Below are 22,972 nucleotides of genomic sequence, written 5' to 3' on the forward strand. Positions count from 1 at the left end.
CTGCACGACCCACCAATGTAAAAAGGCGCCCTAAAGGCGCCTTTTTGCTATGCGTCATTCTCCACAATCCTACTTCAGCATGACCCCCTGCCGCCGCTTACCGTGACGCCATAAGGCACGAACCGGTAGCCCGGGAAGATGCGTAGCATCATCCCCGGGGAATAGGTGCTCATGTACAAAATTCATCACGACTTTTTGCTCGTAATCCGCTATCTTGTTTAGCATATAAAACACCATGACCGTGTTAAGGCGCAGACAGGCCATAGTGACGGTCTTAGAGTTAAGCCAGTAAAACGAGATTGCATGATGAGCGTAATGTTTGATCCTGAAACGGCGATTTATCCCTTCCCACCGAAACCGCAGCCGCTGACCGTCGACGAAAAGCAGTTTTACCGCGAGAAAATCAAGCGTCTGCTGCGCGAGCGCGATGCCGTGATGGTGGCGCATTACTACACCGATCCTGAAATTCAGCAGCTGGCGGAAGAGACCGGCGGCTGTATAGCCGACTCGCTGGAGATGGCGCGCTTTGGCGCCCGCCATTCGGCCTCCACGCTGCTGGTCGCCGGGGTGCGTTTTATGGGGGAAACCGCCAAAATCCTTAGCCCGGAAAAGACCATTCTGATGCCGACCCTGAACGCCGAGTGTTCGCTGGATCTGGGCTGTCCGATTGAGGAATTCAACGCCTTCTGCGACGCCCATCCCGATCGCACCGTGGTGGTCTATGCCAATACGTCCGCCGCGGTGAAGGCTCGCGCCGACTGGGTGGTGACCTCCAGCATCGCCGTGGAACTCATTGACCATCTGGATAGTCTTGGTCAAAAGATCCTCTGGGCGCCGGACCGCCATCTTGGCCGCTATGTCCAGCGTCAGACCGGCGCAGACGTGCTCTGCTGGCAGGGGGCGTGCATCGTGCACGATGAGTTTAAAACCCAGGCACTGACGCGTATGAAGGCCCTCTATCCTGAAGCTGCTGTACTGGTCCATCCCGAGTCGCCGCAGGCAATCGTCGAGATGGCCGATGCCGTAGGTTCCACCAGTCAGCTGATCGCGGCGGCGAAAAGCCTGCCCCAGCGCCAGCTGATCGTGGCCACCGATCGCGGTATCTTTTATAAAATGCAGCAGGCGGTGCCGGAGAAAACGCTGCTGGAAGCGCCCACCGCTGGTGAAGGGGCGACCTGCCGCAGCTGCGCGCATTGTCCGTGGATGGCGATGAACGGCCTGAAAGCCATTGCCGAGGGGCTCGAGCAGGGCGGCGCTGAACATGAAATCCACGTCGACGAAGCGCTGCGGACCGGCGCATTAATTCCCCTTAACCGGATGCTGGATTTTGCGGCTACACTACGGGGATAACGTATTGTCGCGTCGCAAGACGCTGAGGGGATGAAATGGATTTTTTTAGCACGCAGAATATTTTAGTACATATACCCATCGGCGCCGGGGGGTACGATCTCTCCTGGATAGAGGCCGTGGGGACCATCGCCGGGCTGCTGTGTATCTGGCTGGCGAGCCTGGAGAAGATCAGCAACTATGCATTCGGTCTGGTCAACGTCACGCTGTTCGCCATCATCTTCTTTCAGATCCAGCTGTACGCCAGCCTGTTGCTGCAGCTGTTCTTCTTTGCCGCTAACGTTTACGGCTGGTATGCCTGGTCGCGGCAAAGCAGCAATCATGAGGCCGAGCTGCAGATCCGCTGGCTACCACGCAGTAAAGCCCTGGGCTGGCTGGCGGCCTGCGTGGTGGCGATCGGCTTGCTGACCCTGTTTATCAATCCGTTTTTTGCCTTCCTGACGCGAATCGCGGTCAGCCTGATGCAAGCGCTTGGTTTGCAGGTCACGATGCCGGAACTGCAGCCGGATGCCTTCCCGTTCTGGGACTCCTGTATGACGGTGCTGTCGGTAGTGGCGATGATCTTAATGACCCGCAAATACGTTGAGAACTGGCTGCTGTGGGTCATCGTCAACGTCATAAGCGTGGTGATTTTTGCCCGTCAGGGCGTCTATGCTATGTCGCTGGAATATCTCTTGCTGACGTTCATTGCGCTGAACGGCAGCCGAATGTGGATAAACAGCGCGCGTGAGCGAGGTTCTCACGCGTTTTCTGGCTAATGATGGTGGTGATGATCGTGCCCGGCGTGCATCGTGTTGAGATGGCACTCCGGGCCGCTGCAGGGCTGGTACTCCATCTGCACCGTGGCATGCTCAATTTCATATTTATGTTCCAGGAAATGCAGGATGCGGTTGAGTAACGCATCATGATCGTGCGGCGGGACCACCTGCACATGCAGCGTCATCACCGGTTTTTCCCCCACCAGCCAGACGTGAACGTGGTGAACATCGCGCACCTCCGGGATAGAGCGGCGGATATCCCGCTGTAGGGCCGCCACATCCAGCGAACGCGGCGCGCCTTCCAGCAGCTCATTCAGACTCTCCTTCAGCAGCCGCCATGCGCTACGTAGCACCAGGCAGGAAACCAGCACGGAAAGGATCGGATCGACAGGCGTCCAGCCGGTGGTGAGGATCACCACGGCGGCCACAATCGCGCCAACCGAACCCAGCAGATCGCCGAGCACGTGTAGCGCCGCGGCGCGCACGTTGAGATTCCGCTCTTCGCTGCCACGATGTAGGATCCAAAACGCCAGCACGTTGGCCAGCAGACCGGCGACTGCAATGACCATCATCGTCACCCCGGCAACCGGCTGCGGATGCTGGAAGCGCTGAATGGCCTCCCAGACAATCAGCATGGTGATCACCACCAGAGCAATGGCATTGAGAAACGCCGCCAGGGTGGTTAAACGCAGCCAGCCAAAAGTATGGCGGGCGTTCGGGGGACGGCTGGCGAAGCGAACCGCCAGCAGCGCAAACAGCAGGGCGGCGGAGTCGGTGAGCATATGGCCGGCATCCGCCAGCAGGGCCAGCGAGCCGGAGATCGCGCCGCCGATGGCTTCTATCAGCATAAAACCGGCGGTGACGATGAACGCCCAAAGCAGCCGGCGGGCGTTGCCGTTATCCGGAGCCTGGGCAGGGGAGTGCGAATGCGAGTGCGCCATGGTGTCGTCCCTTGATAGTTATCATTATCACGCTATGACAGCATAAACAGAGAACGATAACAAACAGAGAAAAGGCGAGCCCAGCTCGCCTTTTCTCTGTTTGCACTCACCGCATCAATTACTGGGTGGTGCCGTCGGTTTTGCTGTTGTCATGGTTCATGCTGTCGCCGTTGTCCAGTTTCTTACCGGTATCCGGACAGCGGCCGTCTTTACACATCGAGTTTTTATGTACCTCATCGCTCGACATATTGTCCTGGCTCATCGTCGAGCCGTCAGGATGAAGCATGGTGCCGCCAGAGCCAGAGTTAATTTGGCTATTATCCACGTTATTCGGCGCCACGTTTTCACGGGCATCCGGCGCCACCTGGCCGGCATCAGCGGAAGAGTTGGCCTGGCCATTGTTGGACTGGGCGCCGGTGTCTGCCGCCAGGGCCGCGCCGCTGGCAAGACTTAAGGTGGCGGTGAGCAAAAGGGTCGTCAGTTTTTTCATATTCATCGGATACTCCTGTTGGGTCGGGAAGCGGTAAAAAACGCCTCCAGCGGTAAGTGTGCCAGGGATCTGACTCGCTATGGTTTAAGACTCCGCAGACGATCGCAGTGTCACTATATAATCCTGAAACGTAAGACTTAATTAGCTTTAACAGTTAAATATTGTAGTTCATGAGCCTGCTTTCGCTACTTTATGGCGTATTTTTGCCTATTTCCAGGATTATTCCATCACTACTGTAAAATCACGTTTACACTATTTCAGCGAAGAGATAGATTGGAGGGATTGCATTTCATTGAATAAGTATGGCAACGCTGGAAAGAAGATGAATTATCAGAACGACGATTTACGCATTAAAGAGATCAACGAATTATTACCTCCCGTTGCGCTCCTGGAAAAATTCCCTGCTACCGAAAATGCTGCAAACACCGTTGCACATGCTCGCAAAGCGATCCACCAGATCCTCAAAGGCGATGATGACCGCCTGCTGGTGGTGATTGGGCCTTGTTCTATTCACGACCCGGCGGCGGCGAAAGAGTACGCTTCCCGTCTGCTGACCCTGCGCGAGGCGTTGAAGGGCGAGCTCGAGATCGTCATGCGCGTCTATTTTGAGAAACCGCGCACCACCGTCGGCTGGAAAGGGCTTATCAACGATCCCCATATGGATAACAGCTTCCGCATCAACGACGGGTTGCGCATTGCGCGCAAACTGCTGCTGGACATTAACGACAGCGGTCTGCCGGCGGCGGGGGAATTCCTCGATATGATCACCCCGCAGTATGTCGCCGATCTGATGAGCTGGGGCGCCATTGGGGCGCGTACCACCGAATCTCAGGTTCACCGCGAGCTCGCCTCGGGGCTCTCCTGCCCGGTGGGCTTTAAGAATGGTACCGATGGCACCATCAAGGTGGCTATCGACGCGATTAACGCCGCCGGCGCGCCGCACTGTTTCCTGTCGGTCACCAAGTGGGGCCACTCCGCTATCGTTAATACCAGCGGCAACGGCGACTGCCATATTATTCTGCGCGGCGGCAAAGAGCCGAACTACAGCGCGAAGCACGTGGCGGAAGTGAAAATCGGCCTGGCGAAAGCGGGTCTTCCGGCCCAGGTAATGATCGACTTCAGCCATGCCAACTCCAGCAAGCAGTTCAAGAAGCAGATGGAAGTGGGCGCCGACGTATGCCAGCAGATTGCCGGCGGCGAGCGCGCCATTATGGGCGTGATGATTGAAAGCCATCTGGTGGAAGGCAACCAGAGCCTCGAGAGCGGTGAAACGCTGACCTACGGCAAGAGCGTCACCGACGCCTGCATCGGCTGGGAGGATACCGACACGATCCTGCGTCAGCTGGCGGAAGCAGTGAAAACCCGTCGCGGCTAAGCTACTCTGCGTTAGCGCAGGTCATAAAAAAAGCGTGGAGATTTCCACGCTTTTTTGTTTTGACCGGGGAAATTACTTCGCTTTACCCTGGTTGGCGACGGCAGCCGCTTTCGCCGCGATCTCTTCCGCATTGCCCAGATAGTAATGTTTGATCGGCTTGAAGTTTTCATCGAACTCATACACCAGCGGTACGCCGGTCGGGATGTTCAGTTCGAGGATCTCGTCTTCGCCCATGTTGTCGAGGTATTTCACCAGCGCGCGCAGGGAGTTACCGTGAGCGGCGATGATCACGCGCTCACCGCTTTTCAGGCGCGGCAGAATGGTTTCGTTCCAGTAAGGCACGACGCGGTCGATGGTCAGCGCCAGGCTTTCAGTGGTCGGTAGTTCGGCGTCGGTCAGTTTTGCATAGCGCGGATCGTGGCCCGGGTAGCGCTCGTCGTCTTTGGTCAGCTCCGGCGGAGTGACAGCGAAGCCGCGACGCCACTGTTTAACCTGCTCGTCACCGTATTTCTCAGCGGTTTCCGCTTTGTTCAGGCCCTGCAGCGCGCCGTAATGACGCTCGTTCAGCTTCCAGGATTTCTCAACCGGCAGCCAGGCCTGATCCAGTTCGTCCAGTACGTTCCACAGGGTATGGATGGCACGTTTCAGCACGGAGGTATAAGCAAAATCAAAGCTGAAGCCTTCAGCCTTCAGCAGTTTACCTGCCGCTTTCGCTTCGCTAACGCCTTTCTCGGACAGATCAACGTCGTACCAACCGGTGAAGCGGTTTTCGTTGTTCCACTGGCTTTCGCCATGACGAACCAGTACCAGCTTAGTTACAGCCATTCTCTTACTCCTCTCTACACGCCATCCCTCGCGCCGCGAACGGTGCGCTGAATATGTTGGTGTATGTGTTATTGATTGATAACTATTCTCATTATATTGCCGTGATTTGGCTCACGGCAATGCTTATCCCTAACCATAGCGAAAATAGTGGCTCAGTGTAAGGTGCTTGTAAAACACAGGTTATTTTTTTGCCCTTTGGTGACGGAAAATAGAGCAGGTTGCTGAAAAAAGAGGCGCCAGAGAGGAGGGCGGGGACGAAAAGCAGCGCCCCCGGCGGAGGGCGCTGGCGATTATCGGGCGATAAACTGATATTCCGTCAGACTGACGTACTCCTGGCCCGGACGTAACACACAGTCCGGCTGCGGCCATTCCGGATGATTCGGCGAATCCGGGAGGAATTCGCTTTCCAGCGCCAGCCCCTGCCAGTCGGCGTAGGGCTCTGTCGTCTGCGACGGGGTGCCGCCGAGATAGTTGCCGGAGTAAAACTGCAGCGCCGGAGCGGAGGTATAGACCGTCATCTGCAGCTTACCGTCCTGCGACCAGACCTGCGCCGCAGGCTGGCTGGCGTCGCCTCCGGCGTCCAGCAGGAAGGCATGATCGTATCCCTTCACCTTTTGCTGATCGGCGTCGGCGAGGAAGTCGGCGGCGATGGTTTTCGGCTGGCGGAAATCAAAGCTGGTGTTAGCAACATCTTTGAGTTCACCACCCGGGATACCGTCGCTTTCCACCGGCAGATACCTCTGGGCGAGGATCTGCAGCTGGTGCTGGCGCACGTCGCGCTGTTCACCGTCGAGGTTGAAATAGACGTGATTGGTCATGTTCACCGGGCAGGGTTTATCCACGGTGGCGCGATAGGTAATCGCGATGCGGTTATCGTCGGTCAGACGATAGTGCGCGGTAGCCTGCAGCGTGCCGGGAAAGCCTTGATCGCCATCGGGCGAGGTCAGGGCGAAGAGCACTTCCTGCTCGTCGGCGCGGACGATGCGCCAGCGACGTTTATCAAACCCTTCGGGGCCGCCGTGGAGCTGGTGGCCCGCGTCGTTTGAAGGCGTAACGTTGACGAGCTGGCCGTCAAGCGGGAAGCGGCTATTGCCGATGCGGTTGGCGTAGCGGCCTACCGAGGCGCCAAGAAACGCGGCCTGGCGGGTATAGTCTTCCAGCCTGGCGCAGCCCAGCAGCGGGCGGCGCAGGTTGCCATCGGCCAGCGGCACCTCGGCGCTGAGCAGCGTCGCGCCCCAGTCCGCCACGGTGACGGTCATCCCCGCCTTATTGCGCAGGGTTACCTGCTGCCATGGCTGGCCGTCCGGCGCCAGCGCGGTGGTTTGCGTTACCATTGGCCAGCCCCCTGTGACGGTTTGCAGACATAGAACGTCTCTTTAATTCCGGTTTTCGCTTCATACTCGTTGGCAACGGCCTGCTGCACGGTATCGACCAGATCTTCCGGGACCAGCGCTACCACGCAGCCGCCAAAGCCGCCGCCGGTCATGCGCACGCCGCCTTTATCGCCGATTGTCGCCTTGACGATCTCCACCAGGGTGTCGATCTGCGGGACGGTGATCTCGAAATCATCGCGCATCGAGGCGTGGGATTCGGCCATCAGCTCGCCCATCCGCTTCAGGTCGCCTTTTTCGAGGGCGCTGGCGGCTTCCACGGTGCGGGCATTCTCCGTCAGCACATGGCGTACCCGCTTCGCGACCACCGGATCCAGCTCATGGGCGACGGCGTTGAATTGCTCAAGGGTGACATCGCGCAGAGCGGGCTGTTGGAAGAAGCGCGCGCCGGTCTCGCACTGTTCACGACGGGTGTTGTACTCGCTGCCGACGAGGGTGCGCTTAAAGTTGCTGTTGATGATGACCACCGCCACGCCTTTCGGCATCGAGACGGCTTTGGTGCCCAGAGAACGGCAGTCGATCAGCAGCGCATGGTCTTTTTTGCCCAGCGCCGAAATCAGCTGATCCATGATCCCGCAGTTGCAGCCGACGAACTGGTTTTCCGCCTCCTGGCCGTTGAGGGCGATTTGCGCGCCGTCCAGCGGCAGATGATACAGCTGCTGGAACACGGTGCCGACGGCGACCTCCAGCGAGGCTGAGGAGCTTAAGCCCGCGCCCTGCGGCACATTGCCGCTGATCACCAGATCCGCGCCGCCGAAGTGGCTGTTCCGCTGCTGCAGATGCTTCACCACGCCGCGGACATAGTTCGACCACTGCTGGCTGTCGTGGCTGATAATCGGCGCGTCGAGAGAGAATTCATCGCTCTGATTGTCGTAATCGGCGGCAATCACCCGCACGGTACGATCGTCGCGCGGCGCACAGCTGATCACCGTCTGGTAGTCGATAGCGCAGGGCAGCACAAAGCCGTCGTTGTAATCGGTATGCTCGCCGATCAGGTTGACGCGGCCTGGCGCCTGAATGACATGGCTGGCCGGGTAACCGAAGGCCTCAGCAAACAGGGTTTGGGTTTTCTCTTTCAGACTCATCATTACACTCCGGATTCACGAAAATGGACGTCGCTGACGGCGCGCAGTCGTTCAGCAGCTTGCTCGGCGGTCAGATCGCGCTGCGTTTCGGCCAGCATTTCGTAGCCAACCATAAACTTGCGGACCGTCGCGGATCGCAGCAGCGGCGGATAAAAGTGGGCGTGGAGCTGCCAGTGATTATGGTTTTCGTCGTTAAACGGCGCGCCGTGCCAGCCCATGGAGTAGGGGAATGAGCACTGGAACAGGTTGTCGTAACGGCTGGTCAGCTTTTTCAACGCCAGCGCCAGATCGCTACGCTGGGCGTCGGTGAGATCGGTAATACGCTGCACGGGCGCTTTCGGCAGCAGCAGCGTTTCAAACGGCCACGCGGCCCAGTAGGGCACGACCGCCAGCCAGTGCTCGGTGTCGACCACGGTGCGGCTGCCGTCGGCCAGTTCGCGCCGGGCATAGTCCAGCAGCATTGGCTGGCCCTGGCTGGCGTAATATTCTTTCTGCAGACGGTCTTCCCGTTCCGCTTCATTGGGCAGGAAGCTATTGGCCCACACCTGACCATGCGGGTGCGGGTTGGAGCAGCCCATCGCTGCCCCTTTATTTTCAAAGACCTGGACCCACGGGTAGCTTTTCCCGAGGTCCGCGGTCTGTTCCTGCCACGCTTTAACCACGCCTTCCAGCGCTTCAAGGCTCAGTTCCGGCAGCGTTTTGCTGTGGTCTGGCGAGAAGCAGATCACCCGACTGGTGCCGCGCGCGCTCTGACAGCGCATCAGCGGATCGTCACTCTCCGGGGCGTCCGGGGTGTCGGTCATCAGGGCCGCAAAGTCGTTGGTAAACACGTAGGTACCGGTGTAATTCGGATTCGTGTCGCCGGTGACCCGGGTGTTGCCCGGGCACAGGAAACAGTCCGGATCGTGGGCCGGCAAGGTCTGTTTTGCCGGCGTTTCCTGCGCCCCCTGCCAGGGGCGCTTGGCGCGATGCGGAGAAACCAGAATCCACTGCCCGGTTAACGGGTTATAACGACGATGCGGATGGTCAACGGGGTTAAATACGCTCATGAAGGTTCCTTAGTCTGGATAACCCTGCGGATGGCGGGACTGCCAGTGCCAGGTGTCCTGCGCCATTTCGTCCAGGTTGCGCGTCACGCGCCAGTTCAGCTCGCGGTCGGCCTTGGCGGCATCCGCCCAGTAGGCCGGGAGGTCGCCATCGCGGCGCGGCGCGAAATGGTAGTTAATCGGTTTGCCGCAGGCTTTGCTGAAAGCATTGACCACGTCGAGCACGCTGCTGCCGACGCCGGCGCCAAGGTTGTAGATATGAACCCCGGCTTTGTCAGCCAGTTTTTCCATGGCCGCGACGTGACCGTCAGCGAGGTCCATCACGTGGATATAATCGCGCACGCCGGTGCCATCTTCGGTCGGGTAGTCGTTACCAAACACGGCCAGCGATTCGCGACGGCCAACGGCGACCTGGGCGATGTAGGGCATCAGGTTATTCGGGATCCCCTGCGGGTCTTCACCCATGTCGCCCGACGGATGGGCGCCGACCGGGTTGAAGTAGCGCAGCAGGGCAATGCTCCACTCCGGCTGGGCTTTCTGCAGGTCGGTCAGGATCTGCTCCACCATCAGTTTGCTTTTACCGTAGGGGCTTTGCGGGGTGCCAGTCGGGAAGCTTTCGACATACGGGATTTTCGGCTGGTCGCCGTAGACGGTGGCGGAGGAGCTAAAGATGAAGTTCTTCACGCCTGCGGCGCGCATGGCGGAGACTAATTTCAGTGTGCCGGTGACGTTATTGTCGTAATATTCCAGCGGTTTGGCGACGGACTCCCCGACGGCCTTCAGCCCGGCGAAGTGGATCACCGCTTCAATGGCGTGGTCGTGGAGGATCTCGGTCATCAGCGCTTCATTACGAATATCGCCTTCAATGAAGGTGGCTTTTTTGCCGCCGAGACGCTCAATCACCGGCAGTACGCTGCGCTTGCTGTTGCAGAGATTGTCGAGGATCACCACCTCATGCCCCTGCTGCAGCAGTTGAACGCAGGTATGACTTCCAATGTAACCGCTACCACCTGTAACCAGAACTTTCATGATTCGCTCCATTCGGCTTATCGTGTATGAGGAAGATAGCATATCAAAGAAGTGAAAAGTGTGACACAGAACAAGTTAGTGGAATCGTTTACACTTGAGGGTGAAACGACATCATTTAATTTATTTTGTTTTATATACAATTGGTTATATTAGGTTGGCGCTATTTTTCTGAAAAATACCAGGGATCTTTCGATCCCCGGCAGGAGGCGTCAGGCCACGGGGCCGAGCTGATAAGTGTAACCGTCTCCACTGGGAACGAATGCCAGGCGATGGGTAATACAGTCCGGGGCATCTTCCGCATGGTGCGAGACAAACAGCAGCTGCGTGGCGCCTTCGCCAATCAGGACGTCGACAAAGCGGCGTACCAGCTGGCGATTGAGGGGATCCAGCCCCTGCAGCGGTTCATCGAGGATCAGCAGGGTTGGATGCTTGACCAGCGCGCGAACGATAAGCGCCAGCCGCTGCTGGCCCCACGACAGGCTGTGAAACGGCGCGTCGGCGGTGCGCTTATCGATGCCGAGAATATCCAGCCATTGCTGCACCAGCTTATGCTGTTTATCGGACACCGCCTGATAAATGCCGATCGAGTCAAAATAGCCCGACAGAATAACGTTGCGGACGTTGGTGCTGACCCGGTAGTCCAGATGCAGGCTGCTGCTGACGTAGCCGATATGCTTTTTAATATCCCAGATGGTCTCGCCGCTGCCGCGGCGGCGGCCAAAGAGGGTGAGATCGTTGCTGTAGCCCTGCGGATGATCGCCGGTGATAAGGCTCAGCAGCGTGGATTTACCGGCGCCGTTGGGGCCGACGATCTGCCAGTGTTCGCCCGGGCTCACGGTCCATGAGAGATGGTTGATGACCGGACGATCGTTGTAGGAGACCACGCCGTCATTGAGCACGATACGCGGCGCCGAGTCTGCCAGCGCATGACGGGCTGGTGGTACATCTGGCTCCGGTAGGGTGATGCCGTCCAGTTTTTCACTGTGCGCCAGCTGAGCGACCAGCGCCTGCTGCAGAAGAGCGCGCTTCTCGCCGGTCTCGCTGAGGAGGCAATCAGCCAGCACGCCGGCGTATTGCACAAACTCCGGGATCTCATCGAAGCGGTTGAGCACCAGCACCAGGGTGAGGCCGGCGCGATGCAGGTCGGCCAGCAGCGCGGCCAACTGCTGGCGGGAGTTGACGTCGAGGCCGTCGAAAGGTTCGTCGAGGATCAACAGTTGCGGATCGGTCATCAGGGCCTGGCACAGCAGGGTCTTACGCGTTTCGCCAGTGGACAGATACTTAAAGCGGCGGTCCAACAGGGCGCTGATGGCAAACTGTTCGGCAAGCTGCGCGCAGCGAGCAGGATCTTTCACCTCGTCCTGAATAATCTCCGCAGTGGTGCGGCCGGTATCTTCTTCTCCGGGGCTAAGCAGGTCGGTGTTATTGCGCTGCCACTCGTCGCTGACCAGCTTCTGCAGCTGTTCGAAGGAGAGGCGTGTTACGCGGGAGAAGTGGCTTTCGCGCTGACCGCTGAGCAGGGTCAGGTCGCCGGCCAGGGCTCGCGCGAGGGCGGATTTGCCGCTGCCGTTGCTGCCGACGAACGCCCAGCTTTCACCCGCCGCCACGCTCAGGTGGTCTATTTTTAAGGTTTTTGTATCGCTCAGGCGAAACGTGCCTTGCGAAATTTGCAATGATGACATGATGTATCCCATTTTTTGCAGCGATGTGCATCAGGGATACGACTTCAGGCGCGCAATGTCAATGGGGTCAGCATAACGTCGCGAGAATGATGCGATCGGCGTTGAAGTAAGCGATCGCCTCCGTCCCTTCCGCCAGGCCAGACGTCTGCGCCTGCGGCAGAGTGGCGCACAGGGTCTGACCGTCGGCCAGCGTCATCAGCACTTCGCACTGCCCGGAGCCGCATTCGATATGGCTGATACGACCCGACAGCTGGTTCTCGGCCTGGCGGGCCACCGCCGGGTCGAGGGTGATGCCGACCCAGGGCGCTTTCAACAGAACCAGCACCTCCTGGCCCTCATCGAGCCCCAGCTTTTCAGCGCTCTGGGCGGTAATGGCGACGTTCAGGCGGGTCTGACCGTCGGCCAGCAGCACCTCAACGTGCTGCTGCACCTGCTGGCGATCGCGGCCGGTAATGGTGCCGAACCACTGGTTGCGGGCGCTGGTCTGCAGGGAAAAGCGCGAGATGGCCGCCAGCAGGCTGTCCAGCGGCAGGGCGTCGTCATCGCTGAGCACATCAAACGCTTTCTGCTGGATCTGCGCCAGCAGATCGTACAGTTGGATCAGACGCTGCCCGTAGCGGGTCAGCACCGCGCCGCCGCCGCCTTTGCCGCCGGTGGCGCGATCCACCAGCGGCTGTTCGCTGAGCTGGTTCATCTCGTTGATGGCATCCCACGCGCTTTTATAGCTGATGCCCGCGTGCTTCGCCCCCTGGCTTATCGAGCCGGTCTGGTCAATCTGTTTGAGCAGGGCGATCCGCCGGGGGTCGGCAAACAGGCGCTGCTGTAGCTTAAGGGTGAGAAGAATTTCGGCCTGCATAATCGTTTCCTGACAAAAAAGCGTATTGTGACCGATAGTCACCCGGTTGCAAAACCTCTCTGCGCGGTTTGTCATTAACCACCGCACAAATGGGGCGTGTTTTTTCGGCTGAAACCGTTACAATCAGGGAATCATACTATCTGGAGTGAACCATGTTAGAGCTTTTGAAAAGTCTGGTTTTTGCGGTCATCATGGTACCGGTGGTGATGGCGGTCATCCTGGGATTGATTTACGGTCTTGGCGAAGTGTTCAACCTCTTCTCCGCTGTCGGCCACAAAGATCGCAGCCAGCAAAATCATTGATTTCCCGGCGCCCGGTTTAACCGGGCGCTGTGCTATTTCCCTCCTGCATCATTTCCCTTCGTTTTATTGTCCTGCATCACTATAAAAACGTTTCGCATATCGTTATATTGTCAAGTACATAACGCATTGACAGGAGATTCAGATGACAGGTTCTTGGTTACGCGGGGTTGTCGGGGTATCACTCACGCTGTGCGTCGCGGGTCAGGCGCTGGCGGCCGAGGGGAAAGTGACCGTTTTCGCCGCCGCGTCGTTAACCAACGCGATGCAGGATATCGCCCAGGCGTATAAGAAAGAGAAAAACGTCGAGGTCGTCTCGTCGTTTGCCTCGTCGTCGACGCTGGCGCGGCAGATTGAAGCAGGCGCCCCGGCGGATCTGTTTATCTCCGCCGATCAAAAGTGGATGGACTACGCGGCTGACAAAAAGGCCATCGATCCGGCGACCCGCGCCACCCTGCTTGGCAATAGCCTGGTGGTGGTGGCGCCGAAAGCCAGCGCGCAGGGTGCGATTACCATTGATGAGAAAACCGACTGGACCAGCCTGCTGAAAGGGGGCCGTCTGGCGGTGGGCGATCCGCAGCACGTTCCGGCAGGGATCTACGCCAAAGAAGCGCTGCAGAAACTGGGCGCCTGGGAGACCCTGTCGCCGAAGCTTGCGCCGGCGGAAGACGTGCGCGGCGCGCTGGCGCTGGTGGAGCGTAGCGAAGCGCCGTTGGGCATCGTCTACGGATCGGATGCTGTGGCCAGCAAAGGGGTGAAAGTGGTGGGCACCTTCCCGGAGGCGTCGCATCAGAAAGTCGAATACCCGCTGGCGATTGTCGATGGCCATCGCAATGCGGCCGTGAGCGCTTTCTATGACTACCTGAAAGGGCCGGAAGCGTCCGCGATTTTCCAACGTTACGGATTTACCACCCGCTGATGTTTCTGAGCGAACCCGAATGGCAGGCGGTGCTGCTGAGCCTGAAAGTCTCCTCCCTGGCGGTGGCCTTGAGCCTGCCCTTTGGCATCTTTTTTTCCTGGCTGCTGGTCAGGCGCACCTTCCCCGGCAAGGCGCTGCTCGACAGCCTTCTCCATCTGCCGCTGGTGCTGCCGCCGGTGGTGGTGGGATATCTGCTGCTGGTGGCCATGGGGCGGCGCGGGTTTATTGGCAGCTGGCTGTATGACTGGTTCGGCATCAGCTTTGCCTTCAGCTGGCGCGGGGCGGTGCTGGCGGCGGCGGTGATGTCTTTCCCGCTGATGGTGCGCGCCATCCGCCTGGCGCTGGAGGGGGTGGACATCAAACTGGAGCAGGCGGCGAGAACCCTCGGGGCCAGCCGCTGGCGGGTATTTTTCACCATTACGCTGCCGCTGACTCTGCCGGGAATTATTGTTGGCACGGTGCTGGCCTTCGCCCGCTCGTTAGGGGAATTTGGCGCGACCATCACCTTCGTCTCCAATATTCCCGGCGAAACGCGTACCCTGCCTTCGGCGATGTACACCCTGATCCAGACTCCGGGCGGGGAGGGGGCGGCGGCTCGTCTGTGCCTCATCGCTATCGGCCTGGCGCTGGTCTCGCTCTTGATATCAGAATGGCTGGCCCGCGTGAGCCGCCAGCGCATAGGAGGATAATGATGCTGGAGCTGGACTTTACCCAGACCCTCGGCAGCCACTGTCTGCAGATCCGTGAAACGCTGCCCAGCAGCGGGATCACCGCCATCTTTGGCGTCTCCGGCGCCGGGAAAACGTCGTTGATCAACGCTATCAGCGGCCTGACCCGGCCGCAGGCGGGGCGGATCGTGCTCAACGGCAGGGTGCTGAACGACACCGCGCAGCGTATCTGCCTGGCGCCGGAGCAGCGGCGGATCGGCTATGTCTTTCAGGATGCGCGCCTGTTTCCCCACTATAAAGTGCGCGGCAATCTGCAGTACGGCATGGCGAAATCCATGGTCAGCCAGTTCGATAAGCTGGTGGAGCTGCTGGGGATCGCTCCCTTGCTGGATCGCCTGCCTGGCCGGTTATCCGGCGGCGAAAAGCAGCGTGTAGCCATCGGCCGCGCTTTGCTGACCGCGCCGGAGCTGCTGCTGCTGGACGAGCCGCTGGCCTCGCTGGATATTCCGCGCAAACGCGAACTGTTGCCCTATTTGCAGCGACTGGCGCAGGAGATCCATATTCCGATGCTTTACGTCAGCCACTCGCTGGACGAGATCCAGCATCTGGCCGATCGCGTGCTGGTGCTGGAGGCCGGTAAGGTGAAGGCTTTCGGTCCGCTGGAGGAGGTCTGGAGCAGCAGCGTGATGCACCCCTGGTTGCCGGCGGAACAGCAGAGTACGATCCTCAGCGCCACCATCGCCGCGCAGCATCCGCAGTACGCGATGACCGCGCTGACGCTGGGGGATCAAATGCTGTGGGTCAACCGGCTCGAACGTCCCGCAGGTGATACCGCGCGGATCCGCATTCAGGCGTCGGATGTTTCGCTGGTGCTGGCCCAACCGTCCGCCACCAGCATCCGCAACATCTTGCGCGCCGAGGTGGTTCAGTGTCTGGAGGTCAACGGACAGATCGAGGTTCAGCTCAGGGTGAGCGGCCATCCTCTGTGGGCTCGAATCAGCCCGTGGGCGCGGGATGACCTGGCGATAGCGCCAGGCCAGCAGGTGTTTGCCCAGATCAAAAGCGTGTCGATCGCCGCCTGATCACAGCAGCTGACGGTAGATAAACTCGGCGATGCTGGCGGACTCATTGTCCCCGATGACCACGTTGGCGCGGGCTTTGACCTCGTCCACCGCATTGCCCATCGCCACCCCGGTGCCTGCTGCTTCCAGCATACTCAGATCGTTGTAGTTATCGCCGAAGGCCACCACATTCTGCATCGACAGCCCCTGGTCAGCGACCCACTGCGCCAGGCGTTTGCCTTTGCTGTTGCCGGCGCGGGCAATATCCACCTGGTCGTGCCACGACCATTCGCACGCCAGGCCCAGCGTCTCGCCGACCTCCTGCGCAAAGCGCTGCAGACGGGGAATGTCATCGTCGGTGAGGGCGAATTTCCATACCGCCTTGACCTCGCGGACCGCCTGCGCCAGCGAGTCGACCTGGCTGAAGACCGGGCGCTGATCCTCCGGTAGCGCCTGCGCCCAGTTGCGGGTGCGGATCACATGCCCGGTGGGCTGTTCGTAAAGCATCGCGTCATCCACATAGGCCAGACCGTGGATCTGCTGTTCGGCGAGCATGGCGGTGAGGCTTACCGCGTGTTCCACCGACATAGGATCGGCCGCCAAAACCTTTTTTGCGTGATAATCATACAAATAAGTGCCATTACAACAAATTGCAGGTGTATCGAGGGCCAGTGCCTGATAAAAAGGATGAATAGCGACGTGATGACGTCCGGTAACGACGATCACCTGGTAGCCCGCCTCTCTGGCGCGGGCCAGCGCTTCCAGCGAAGCGGGCAGGATGGTTTTTTTGCTGGTAAGCAGGGTGCCGTCTAAATCCAGGGCAATCACGCGTGTTGTCATGTGTTATTTCCGGTTGATGTTGAAAAGTACCTGGCCATGATGGTACACCGCCGTGGCGTCAGGACCAATTTTTCCACATCTGCCGTGAATGTCTGTATGCCCTTTGTGCCGCCTTCCGTCGGTAATTCGGTCGGCGATGCGAGTATCATGGGCGGATGTCTTATAATTTTCAGGGTGCTGTTATCCTGAAAATGAAAAATCCACGTGCAGTGAGGGAAGGAGTAGTCATGAAACAAACCGTTTATACCGCCAGCCCGGAAAGCCAACAAATCCACGTCTGGAGTCTTGAAGCGGACGGCAAACTGACGCTGGTGCAGGTGGTTGATGCCCCGGGTCAGGTCCAGCCGATGGTGGTCAGTCCCAATAAGGAGTATCTGTACGTTGGCGTTCGTCCGGAGTTTCGCGTGTTAGCTTATCGCATCACGCCGGATAACGGGGCGTTGACCTTTGCGGGGGAAGCGGCGCTGCCGGGCAGCCCGACCCACATTTCTACCGATCATCATGGCCGCTTTGTCTTCAGCGCCTCCTACAATCAGGGCTGCGTCAGCGTGACCCCGCTGCAGGATGGCCTGCCGGGTGAAACTATCACCGTGGTGGAAGGGCTGGAAGGCTGCCACTCGGCCAATATCTCCCCGGACAACCGTACCCTGTGGGTGCCGGCGCTGAAGCAGGATCGCATCTGCCTGTTTACCCTCAGCGAAGATGGTTTCCTCTCCGCCCAGGAGCCAGCGGAAGTCACCACCGTCGAGGGGGCGGGTCCGCGCCACATGGTGTTCCATCCGAACCAGCAGTATGGTTATTGCGTCAATGAACTCAACAGCTCCGTTGACGTTTGGGAGCTGAAAGACCCGAATGGCAACATCGAATGCGTACAAACTCTGGATATGATGCCGCCTGATTTCACCGGCGTGCGCTGGGCGGCGGATATTCATATCACTCCGGACGGGCGTCATTTGTACGCCTGCGATCGTACCGCCAGCATCATCACGGTGTTCAGCGTGTCGGAAGATGGTAGCGTGCTGGCGGTGGAAGGCTATCAGCCGACCGAGACCCAGCCGCGCGGCTTTAATCTCGATCACAGCGGTAAGTATCTGATTGCCGCCGGGCAGAAGTCGCACCATATCGCGGTGTACGAAATTACCGGCGAGCAGGGGCTGCTGCAGGAGAAAGGCCGCTATGCGGTCGGGCAGGGACCGATGTGGGTGGTGGTCAACGCTCACTGATCCGTCAGGCGGTAAAAGAAAAAACCTCGCGTGAGCGAGGTTTTTTTGATCAGAGCGGACAGGCTCTGTAGGGAAGGTGTTGCCCTGGTAGACCTGAAGCGTGAAAACCTTAGATATCGTCCATGGTGTAGCCGACGACAATCTCCAGCGTTTTACGGATCACGTCTGCGGTCACCACGTCATCGGTGCTTTCCAGCGCCTGAATCAGCCATAAAATAATGGCCTTATTGTTCAGGTGACCCTCGGACTGGAGAATACTGTTGATGGCCAGCGACATCACGGCGGACTCATCAACCAGCTTATCACCGGCGTTACGGAAATAGTCGGAGAGCGCGGTGTCCTGCAGTCCTGCGTAAATATCGGGTTGCTGATGCATAGTCTGTCTCATCACATTCTCACTCTGTGTTATTCACCATGGTTGGGAGACTCAGTGGATCTTTTTACCTTCCAGCGCCATGGCGCTTTGTGTCGGCGAACCTCGGGTTTCCCAACGGCCATTGATTTTCTTTACCTGCAAAGGCGCTTGCTTGCGCTGACGGGCAAGCTTCGCGCAAATTTCTTCGATCACGGCAGCGATGAGCTTTCTTCGCTGTCGGTCTGACTCTGTCGCCTGCATCAACCGAAGTCGAACCAGCAGGGTCGGGGTGGTAATCGGGCGATTCGTTTTCAGAAGCGCGAGCACCGCCTCGCCGATGATCTCATCGGTGATTTCCTCAGTTTCACTGCTATTCATAACCGTCTCTCTGCATGCCACTCTCTCCCTGAACCTGCGAACGGGCATTCAGGTCAGCAGCAGGTTTGTGGAAGCGATCGCCCCTCATCTGCTACTGCGGCGCAACAGGCGACGATCGATGACGTTATTCCTGACCGGCAAACAGCAGACCAATTAAGGTCTGATAGTGACTCTCTTCCTCGGGGGCACGGGCGCGGTCGAGGCGGCTCAACAGTTTGGTGCACAGCGCTTTGCGGTTGAGATGACGCCCTTCGTTGAGAATATCCATCACAATCTGACCCAGCGTTTCCTGCTGGGAAGGTAACGATGCTTTGTTGAAATACTGGGCAATTGCGTTCGCTGTATCTGGAATGTAACCATTCTGCTGCATATGTGCTCCTTTCATTTCATTCATCTGTTAACTGCCATTAAACTTATACAATATTTATTAACCTGTACACACAAAGTTGCACAGAAATGATTCAAAACGTGTTAACATTTTGATTTATAATCGGTTAATTTTTTATGTTTAGTGTGTTTCTGGCTTGTGAAGGTAGGGTTTAGCGTTGCATGTTGTACAAGAAAAGAAAAATGAAAAAGCCTTGCACAAAAAAGGGATTTTTAGTGTATCTTTTTTGTTAAGACAAAACCTAGTTTTACAAGACGATTAGCCTGATAACTGCTACTGTGAATGCTTACCCTCCCATCTGGAATCACTATGCTAACCACCATCATTTATCGCAGCCATATCTGCGACAATGTCTCATTCAAATCGATCGAGGCCATGGTCGCCAGGGCAAACGAAAGAAATGGGCAGGCGGACGTCACCGGTATTTTACTTTTTAACGGGACGCATTTTTTTCAACTCATTGAGGGGCCTGAAGAAAAGGTTCGGGATATTTATCAGCATATTTGCCGCGATCCCCGCCACTATAACCTGGTGGAGCTTCTGTGCGACTATGCGCCGTCCCGCCGTTTCGGTAATGTCGGCATGGAACTGTTTGATTTACGCGAACATGATCGCGAGGAAGTGCTGCAGACGGTGATGGACCGCGGGACCTCAAAATATCAGCTCACCTATGACGACCGGGCACTGCAATTTTTCCGCACCTTCGTCGAATCAACGGAAAAAGCGAACTATTTTGAGATTCCTTCCGCTGACAGCTGGGTATTCATCCCCGATCAGAATACTTTCTATCCTGATACCCCGATAATTGATAATAAGGAAAGCTGGTCCTTTGCCTTCCAGCCGATCGTCGACCCTTTCGCCTGCGAAATTATTTCGTGGGAAGCGCTGTTACGCGCACCGGACGGCCAGTCGCCTGGCGCCTATTTTGCCGGGCTTTCCGGGGACGACATTTATCTCGCCGATCTGCACAGTAAACGGGTGGCGCTGTCGCTGGCAGGGAAATTAGGCTTACGTAATAAGGCGTTAAGTATTAATCTACTACCGATGACGCTGGTTAAAGCGCCGAACGCGGTGGGTTTCCTGCTCGATCAAATTCAGCGTAATGATCTTATTCCTGAGCAGATTATTGTCGAGTTTACCGAGCGGGAAGTGATTTCGCGGATGGATGATTTTACCGATGCGGTGCGAAAGCTAAAGGGGGCGGGCATCAATCTCGCCATCGATCACTTCGGCGCCGGGTTTGCGGGGCTGTCACTGCTGGCGCAATACCAGCCCGACAGAATTAAAATCGACCATGAGCTGATCCGCAATATCCACCAGGATGGGCCGCGCCAGTCGATTGTACAGGCGATTATCAAATGCTGTTTTTCACTGGAGATTGCGGTCTCAGCCGTCGGCGTTGAGCGCGCTGAAGAGTGGATGTGGCTGGAATCAGCCGGTATTTCACAGTTTCAGGGGAATTTGTTCGCCAGCGCGCGCCTGGGGGGCTTGCCTGCCGTCGCCTGGCCAGAGAAAAAATGATCCATCTCGAAATCAGCTAATTATTTTTTCATCTTTTTCCCAAGCGCTGTGAGCCACAACCTGATATCTTTATCTGTACAAGAAAATAGAGTTGTACAGGATGCCTGAATTCGTTAGTTTAGGTATTAAAGTATCAGGTTGATGTGAGGCTGCTATGGCGTTTTACAGTATCGGTGAAGTCGCCGAACGTTGCGGAATCAATCCGGTCACCCTGCGCGCCTGGCAGCGTCGTTACGGGCTACTGAAGCCGCAGCGTAGCGAAGGCGGGCATCGACAATTTGATGAAGAAGATATCCTGCGCATTGAAGAGATCAAGCGCTGGATAGAGCGCGGTGTATCAGTAGGGAAAGTTAAAGCGCTGCTGGAGGATAACCTGCCGGCGGCGCGCGACGAATCCGCGCATCTTCAGGAAGAGATGATGTCCATTCTGCGTTATATGCAGCCTGCCAGAATCCGTGCCAAATTAATGGCGCTAAGCCATCAACACCCCGTCGACACGCTCATCGATAGCCTGTTAGTGCCGGTACGTCAGCGTCTGAAGCTCGATCAGAATACCTCGCTGGTGATTAGCAGTATGCTGGATGGTCTGTTGATTGACTGCGTGGCGCTGTTTCTTGCCGAAGCGCGTAAGAAGAACGGCAGGGAGACGCTGCTGGTGGGCTGGAGCAATGAGGACAGGACCCGTCTGTGGCTGGAGGCATGGCGTCTTTCCCAGCGTGGCTGGCACGTCAACGTCCTCGCCGAACCGCTGGAGTCGCCGCGGCCCGAGCTGTTTCCCGGCCAGCATATCTTCGTCTGGACCGGACGCGCTGCCACCCCTCTGCAGGAAGAGCTGCTCAGCCACTGGCAAGAGCAGGGCTTCAGCATCCATTTTCACGGTAATAATTAATCGCCCCGATCCGCAAAGCAGACCGGGGCTAACGCGCCGGGTTACAGGTGGATCTGGCTCCAGGATTTAAAGGTTTCGCTGCGGCTGATATTAAAAAAATCGGTCCTACCGCTACAGCCGAGCTTTTTAATCAGATTCAGCCGGATCTGATAAATGGTTTTAATATGCAGATTCAGCGACCGGCCAATGCTGGCGACCGCTTCGCCATTGCTGATAAGTTGAATCACTTTCTTTTCCCGCTCGGTAAACTGCACCGAGGCGCCCGGCGCCGGGTGGGTTTTATAGTAGCGGGTGGGCTGGTGCAGAAATATCTTTAACTCTTCCGGCGTTGAATCGGCCGGTAAGCGCAGCATAGGCAGTTCACTCAGAAAATTAAGATCGTTGCCTTCGGTTAACAGAATAAATAACGTATCCCGACGGTTATAGTTGTGCTGCAGTACTGCGAAATAATTGTCGCTGGTAAAGAAAACATGTTTTTTGCGAAAGTAAGTTGCCGGCAGACTATTCAGGATCAGCGACATCCCGTAGAGAAGAAAACGATTATCAAACCACAGATCGTAATGTTCAGTACGATAGCAGGTATTATGGTGTGACATTTTATTTGCCTCAGTTAGCCGATAGAGACCCAGGCGTGCCGGCACCGCAGGGTTGAGCCTGCTGCCAGCTCCGCGGGGTTAATTAATGATGAGGTTTGCTGGACAGCATATCCAGCGCCTGCAAATAGAGGTCGGAAAGTATTTCATTACTTTCCGTTTGCAGGCGATGCTGGATTTCCGTAATCATCCGCTCATTATTTATCGTTCTGTGCTGCTTAATGAGCGTATTTTCAATATTCTTCATCAGGGCCGAATTGAAGACAAACTCTGCTGGAATGGTATTTTTAATATGCATAGCTCGAACTCTCCCACGTATAACGCAAACTGACAATAAAAGTCGCTACGTACCATTGGTACGCGCTAAGTCACGAACAGGAAATGCAAAACCAGGAACCACCGCCTGACTTGCCGCGCCACCGTTAAACATCCCCGCTTCGTTGCGCAACAAGCAGTTAACACTCCAAAACTATAGACGGTGATTCTGCTATGTACAACTTTTTTCAGGACTATATGTACAACGGAACGACTTATTTTTGTATTTTGTATTAATTAATTGATTTTAAAGAATTTTGTTGTTTGCATTACTTGTACATAAAATCCGGTTTGTGCAAGATACCTTTGTAAAACTGGCGGGAAGAGGCTGACGATAATGAGAAGGTGATGTTTTGACCGGCGTGCTGGATGAAATAGCGCCGACGCAGGAAGGGGTACACAGCAACTCTGTCGTCGACAGGTGGCTTTCTTCCGCGTCGGACGCTAATCATAACGAAAAGCAGGTGAGGTTTTGTCTTTTTTTTGCACAATTAGGTAAAGGGAAACACATCGGTCATTTCGTTGTCGGTTTGCTCAGTTTGTTGGCGGATAAGGGGTGTGCTACGCTTTTTAATAACGATGTGGCGGTTGGGCATCGTTATCTTTCCCCCATTTCCCTCTCGGGCTTTTCCCCTTGTCCCGACGGATAAATATGGCAGAAGCTATCTGTCCAGGGACAGGCCTTGAAGACTGAGGAG

26 protein-coding genes and 1 pseudogene are annotated in these 22,972 nt (G+C 57.0%); 11 read left to right on the forward strand and 16 right to left on the reverse strand.

Annotated features, from left to right (window positions below; genetic code table 11):
• Positions 1-74: 74 nt before the first annotated feature.
• Positions 75-237: pseudogene (locus ABLV76_RS13565) on the reverse strand (hypothetical protein).
• Between the two features lie 69 nt (positions 238-306).
• On the opposite strand from ABLV76_RS13565, the gene nadA reads away from it, so the two are divergent.
• Together nadA and pnuC are read left to right on the forward strand one after the other, a co-directional pair.
• On the forward strand, positions 307-1,350 hold the full coding sequence (gene nadA / locus ABLV76_RS13570; protein WP_023319994.1) for a quinolinate synthase NadA: 1,044 nt from the start codon (positions 307-309) through the stop codon (positions 1,348-1,350).
• A gap of 35 nt (positions 1,351-1,385) precedes the next feature.
• Positions 1,386-2,105 carry a nicotinamide riboside transporter PnuC gene (pnuC, locus tag ABLV76_RS13575; protein ID WP_004151689.1) on the forward strand — a complete coding sequence of 240 codons (720 nt, stop codon included), beginning with the start codon at positions 1,386-1,388 and terminating at the stop codon, positions 2,103-2,105.
• On the opposite strand, the gene zitB is transcribed toward pnuC, so the two are convergent.
• The gene (gene zitB / locus ABLV76_RS13580; protein ID WP_004886012.1) at positions 2,102-3,046 is read right to left on the reverse strand and encodes a CDF family zinc transporter ZitB; all 945 of its coding nucleotides are present in this window, start codon (positions 3,044-3,046) and stop codon (positions 2,102-2,104) included. The two genes, pnuC and zitB, sit on opposite strands and share 4 nt — an antisense overlap.
• A gap of 118 nt (positions 3,047-3,164) precedes the next feature.
• The gene (locus ABLV76_RS13585; RefSeq protein WP_017899606.1) at positions 3,165-3,542 is read right to left on the reverse strand and encodes a YbgS-like family protein; all 378 of its coding nucleotides are present in this window, start codon (positions 3,540-3,542) and stop codon (positions 3,165-3,167) included.
• Between the two features lie 316 nt (positions 3,543-3,858).
• On the opposite strand from ABLV76_RS13585, the gene aroG reads away from it, so the two are divergent.
• Positions 3,859-4,911 carry a 3-deoxy-7-phosphoheptulonate synthase AroG gene (gene aroG / locus ABLV76_RS13590; RefSeq protein WP_023319995.1) on the forward strand — a complete coding sequence of 351 codons (1,053 nt, stop codon included), beginning with the start codon at positions 3,859-3,861 and terminating at the stop codon, positions 4,909-4,911.
• A gap of 72 nt (positions 4,912-4,983) precedes the next feature.
• On the opposite strand, the gene gpmA is transcribed toward aroG, so the two are convergent.
• The 7 genes from gpmA to modE all read right to left on the reverse strand — a co-directional run bounded on the left by gpmA (position 4,984) and on the right by modE (position 12,825).
• Positions 4,984-5,736 (reverse strand): 2,3-diphosphoglycerate-dependent phosphoglycerate mutase, encoded by a 753-nt coding sequence (gene gpmA, locus ABLV76_RS13595; protein WP_002895089.1) that lies wholly within the window; start codon positions 5,734-5,736, stop codon positions 4,984-4,986.
• Between the two features lie 290 nt (positions 5,737-6,026).
• Entirely contained in the window at positions 6,027-7,070 is a 1,044-nt protein-coding gene (gene galM / locus ABLV76_RS13600) for a galactose-1-epimerase (RefSeq protein ID WP_049114953.1), read from the reverse strand.
• Positions 7,064-8,212, reverse strand: coding sequence for a galactokinase (gene galK / locus ABLV76_RS13605; protein ID WP_043521777.1), 1,149 nt, complete (start codon positions 8,210-8,212; stop codon positions 7,064-7,066). The genes galM and galK overlap by 7 nt, the downstream gene beginning before the upstream one ends.
• A gap of 2 nt (positions 8,213-8,214) precedes the next feature.
• A complete protein-coding gene (galT, locus tag ABLV76_RS13610) occupies positions 8,215-9,261 on the reverse strand; it encodes a galactose-1-phosphate uridylyltransferase (RefSeq protein WP_004886023.1) in 1,047 nt (348 codons plus the stop codon).
• A 9-nt stretch (positions 9,262-9,270) separates the two neighbouring features.
• Positions 9,271-10,287 carry a UDP-glucose 4-epimerase GalE gene (gene galE, locus ABLV76_RS13615; RefSeq protein WP_004886025.1) on the reverse strand — a complete coding sequence of 339 codons (1,017 nt, stop codon included), beginning with the start codon at positions 10,285-10,287 and terminating at the stop codon, positions 9,271-9,273.
• A gap of 209 nt (positions 10,288-10,496) precedes the next feature.
• Positions 10,497-11,969 carry a molybdate ABC transporter ATP-binding protein ModF gene (gene modF / locus ABLV76_RS13620; RefSeq protein WP_348878353.1) on the reverse strand — a complete coding sequence of 491 codons (1,473 nt, stop codon included), beginning with the start codon at positions 11,967-11,969 and terminating at the stop codon, positions 10,497-10,499.
• A gap of 67 nt (positions 11,970-12,036) precedes the next feature.
• The gene (gene modE, locus ABLV76_RS13625; protein ID WP_017899612.1) at positions 12,037-12,825 is read right to left on the reverse strand and encodes a molybdenum-dependent transcriptional regulator; all 789 of its coding nucleotides are present in this window, start codon (positions 12,823-12,825) and stop codon (positions 12,037-12,039) included.
• 152 nt (positions 12,826-12,977) lie between these two features.
• Here modE and ABLV76_RS13630 point away from each other — a divergent pair, with 152 nt between their 5' ends.
• The 4 genes from ABLV76_RS13630 to modC all read left to right on the forward strand — a co-directional run bounded on the left by ABLV76_RS13630 (position 12,978) and on the right by modC (position 15,793).
• Positions 12,978-13,127 carry an AcrZ family multidrug efflux pump-associated protein gene (locus ABLV76_RS13630; protein ID WP_048294400.1) on the forward strand — a complete coding sequence of 50 codons (150 nt, stop codon included), beginning with the start codon at positions 12,978-12,980 and terminating at the stop codon, positions 13,125-13,127.
• A gap of 142 nt (positions 13,128-13,269) precedes the next feature.
• On the forward strand, positions 13,270-14,043 hold the full coding sequence (gene modA / locus ABLV76_RS13635; RefSeq protein ID WP_048323447.1) for a molybdate ABC transporter substrate-binding protein: 774 nt from the start codon (positions 13,270-13,272) through the stop codon (positions 14,041-14,043).
• A complete protein-coding gene (gene modB / locus ABLV76_RS13640) occupies positions 14,043-14,732 on the forward strand; it encodes a molybdate ABC transporter permease subunit (RefSeq protein WP_004886033.1) in 690 nt (229 codons plus the stop codon). Before modA ends, modB begins: the two co-directional genes overlap by 1 nt.
• A 2-nt stretch (positions 14,733-14,734) precedes the next feature.
• A complete protein-coding gene (gene modC / locus ABLV76_RS13645) occupies positions 14,735-15,793 on the forward strand; it encodes a molybdenum ABC transporter ATP-binding protein ModC (RefSeq protein ID WP_004886036.1) in 1,059 nt (352 codons plus the stop codon).
• Here the strand turns inward: modC and ABLV76_RS13650 are convergent, their stop codons facing one another.
• Positions 15,794-16,612, reverse strand: coding sequence for a pyridoxal phosphatase (locus tag ABLV76_RS13650; RefSeq protein ID WP_004886041.1), 819 nt, complete (start codon positions 16,610-16,612; stop codon positions 15,794-15,796).
• Positions 16,613-16,839: 227 nt separating this feature from the next.
• Between ABLV76_RS13650 and pgl the strand changes: the two genes are divergently transcribed.
• Positions 16,840-17,835, forward strand: coding sequence for a 6-phosphogluconolactonase (pgl, locus tag ABLV76_RS13655; RefSeq protein WP_049004305.1), 996 nt, complete (start codon positions 16,840-16,842; stop codon positions 17,833-17,835).
• Positions 17,836-17,944: 109 nt separating this feature from the next.
• On the opposite strand, the gene ABLV76_RS13660 is transcribed toward pgl, so the two are convergent.
• The 3 genes from ABLV76_RS13660 to ycgZ all read right to left on the reverse strand — a co-directional run bounded on the left by ABLV76_RS13660 (position 17,945) and on the right by ycgZ (position 18,938).
• A complete protein-coding gene (locus ABLV76_RS13660; RefSeq protein ID WP_004886050.1) occupies positions 17,945-18,211 on the reverse strand; it encodes a biofilm development regulator YmgB/AriR family protein in 267 nt (88 codons plus the stop codon).
• 51 nt (positions 18,212-18,262) lie between these two features.
• Entirely contained in the window at positions 18,263-18,568 is a 306-nt protein-coding gene (locus ABLV76_RS13665; protein ID WP_017899616.1) for a hypothetical protein, read from the reverse strand.
• Positions 18,569-18,692: 124 nt separating this feature from the next.
• Positions 18,693-18,938 carry a regulatory protein YcgZ gene (gene ycgZ / locus ABLV76_RS13670; RefSeq protein WP_004151693.1) on the reverse strand — a complete coding sequence of 82 codons (246 nt, stop codon included), beginning with the start codon at positions 18,936-18,938 and terminating at the stop codon, positions 18,693-18,695.
• Between the two features lie 327 nt (positions 18,939-19,265).
• Here ycgZ and ABLV76_RS13675 point away from each other — a divergent pair, with 327 nt between their 5' ends.
• Positions 19,266-20,477 (forward strand): diguanylate phosphodiesterase, encoded by a 1,212-nt coding sequence (locus ABLV76_RS13675; RefSeq protein WP_004886055.1) that lies wholly within the window; start codon positions 19,266-19,268, stop codon positions 20,475-20,477.
• A gap of 154 nt (positions 20,478-20,631) precedes the next feature.
• A complete protein-coding gene (locus ABLV76_RS13680) occupies positions 20,632-21,366 on the forward strand; it encodes a MerR family transcriptional regulator (protein ID WP_017899619.1) in 735 nt (244 codons plus the stop codon).
• Positions 21,367-21,407: 41 nt separating this feature from the next.
• On the opposite strand, the gene ABLV76_RS13685 is transcribed toward ABLV76_RS13680, so the two are convergent.
• Both ABLV76_RS13685 and ABLV76_RS13690 read right to left on the reverse strand, forming a co-directional pair.
• Positions 21,408-21,962, reverse strand: a complete 555-nt coding sequence (locus ABLV76_RS13685) for a helix-turn-helix transcriptional regulator (protein ID WP_211774475.1) — start codon at positions 21,960-21,962, stop codon at positions 21,408-21,410.
• A gap of 82 nt (positions 21,963-22,044) precedes the next feature.
• Positions 22,045-22,257, reverse strand: a complete 213-nt coding sequence (locus ABLV76_RS13690; protein ID WP_004886058.1) for a biofilm development regulator YmgB/AriR family protein — start codon at positions 22,255-22,257, stop codon at positions 22,045-22,047.
• 370 nt (positions 22,258-22,627) lie between these two features.
• On the opposite strand from ABLV76_RS13690, the gene ABLV76_RS13695 reads away from it, so the two are divergent.
• A complete protein-coding gene (locus tag ABLV76_RS13695) occupies positions 22,628-22,924 on the forward strand; it encodes a hypothetical protein (RefSeq protein WP_165455318.1) in 297 nt (98 codons plus the stop codon).
• The last annotated feature ends 48 nt before the right edge of the window (positions 22,925-22,972 follow it).

This window comes from Klebsiella sp. GB_Kp047, from assembly GCF_040065235.1.
Lineage (GTDB): Bacteria > Pseudomonadota > Gammaproteobacteria > Enterobacterales > Enterobacteriaceae > Klebsiella > Klebsiella quasipneumoniae.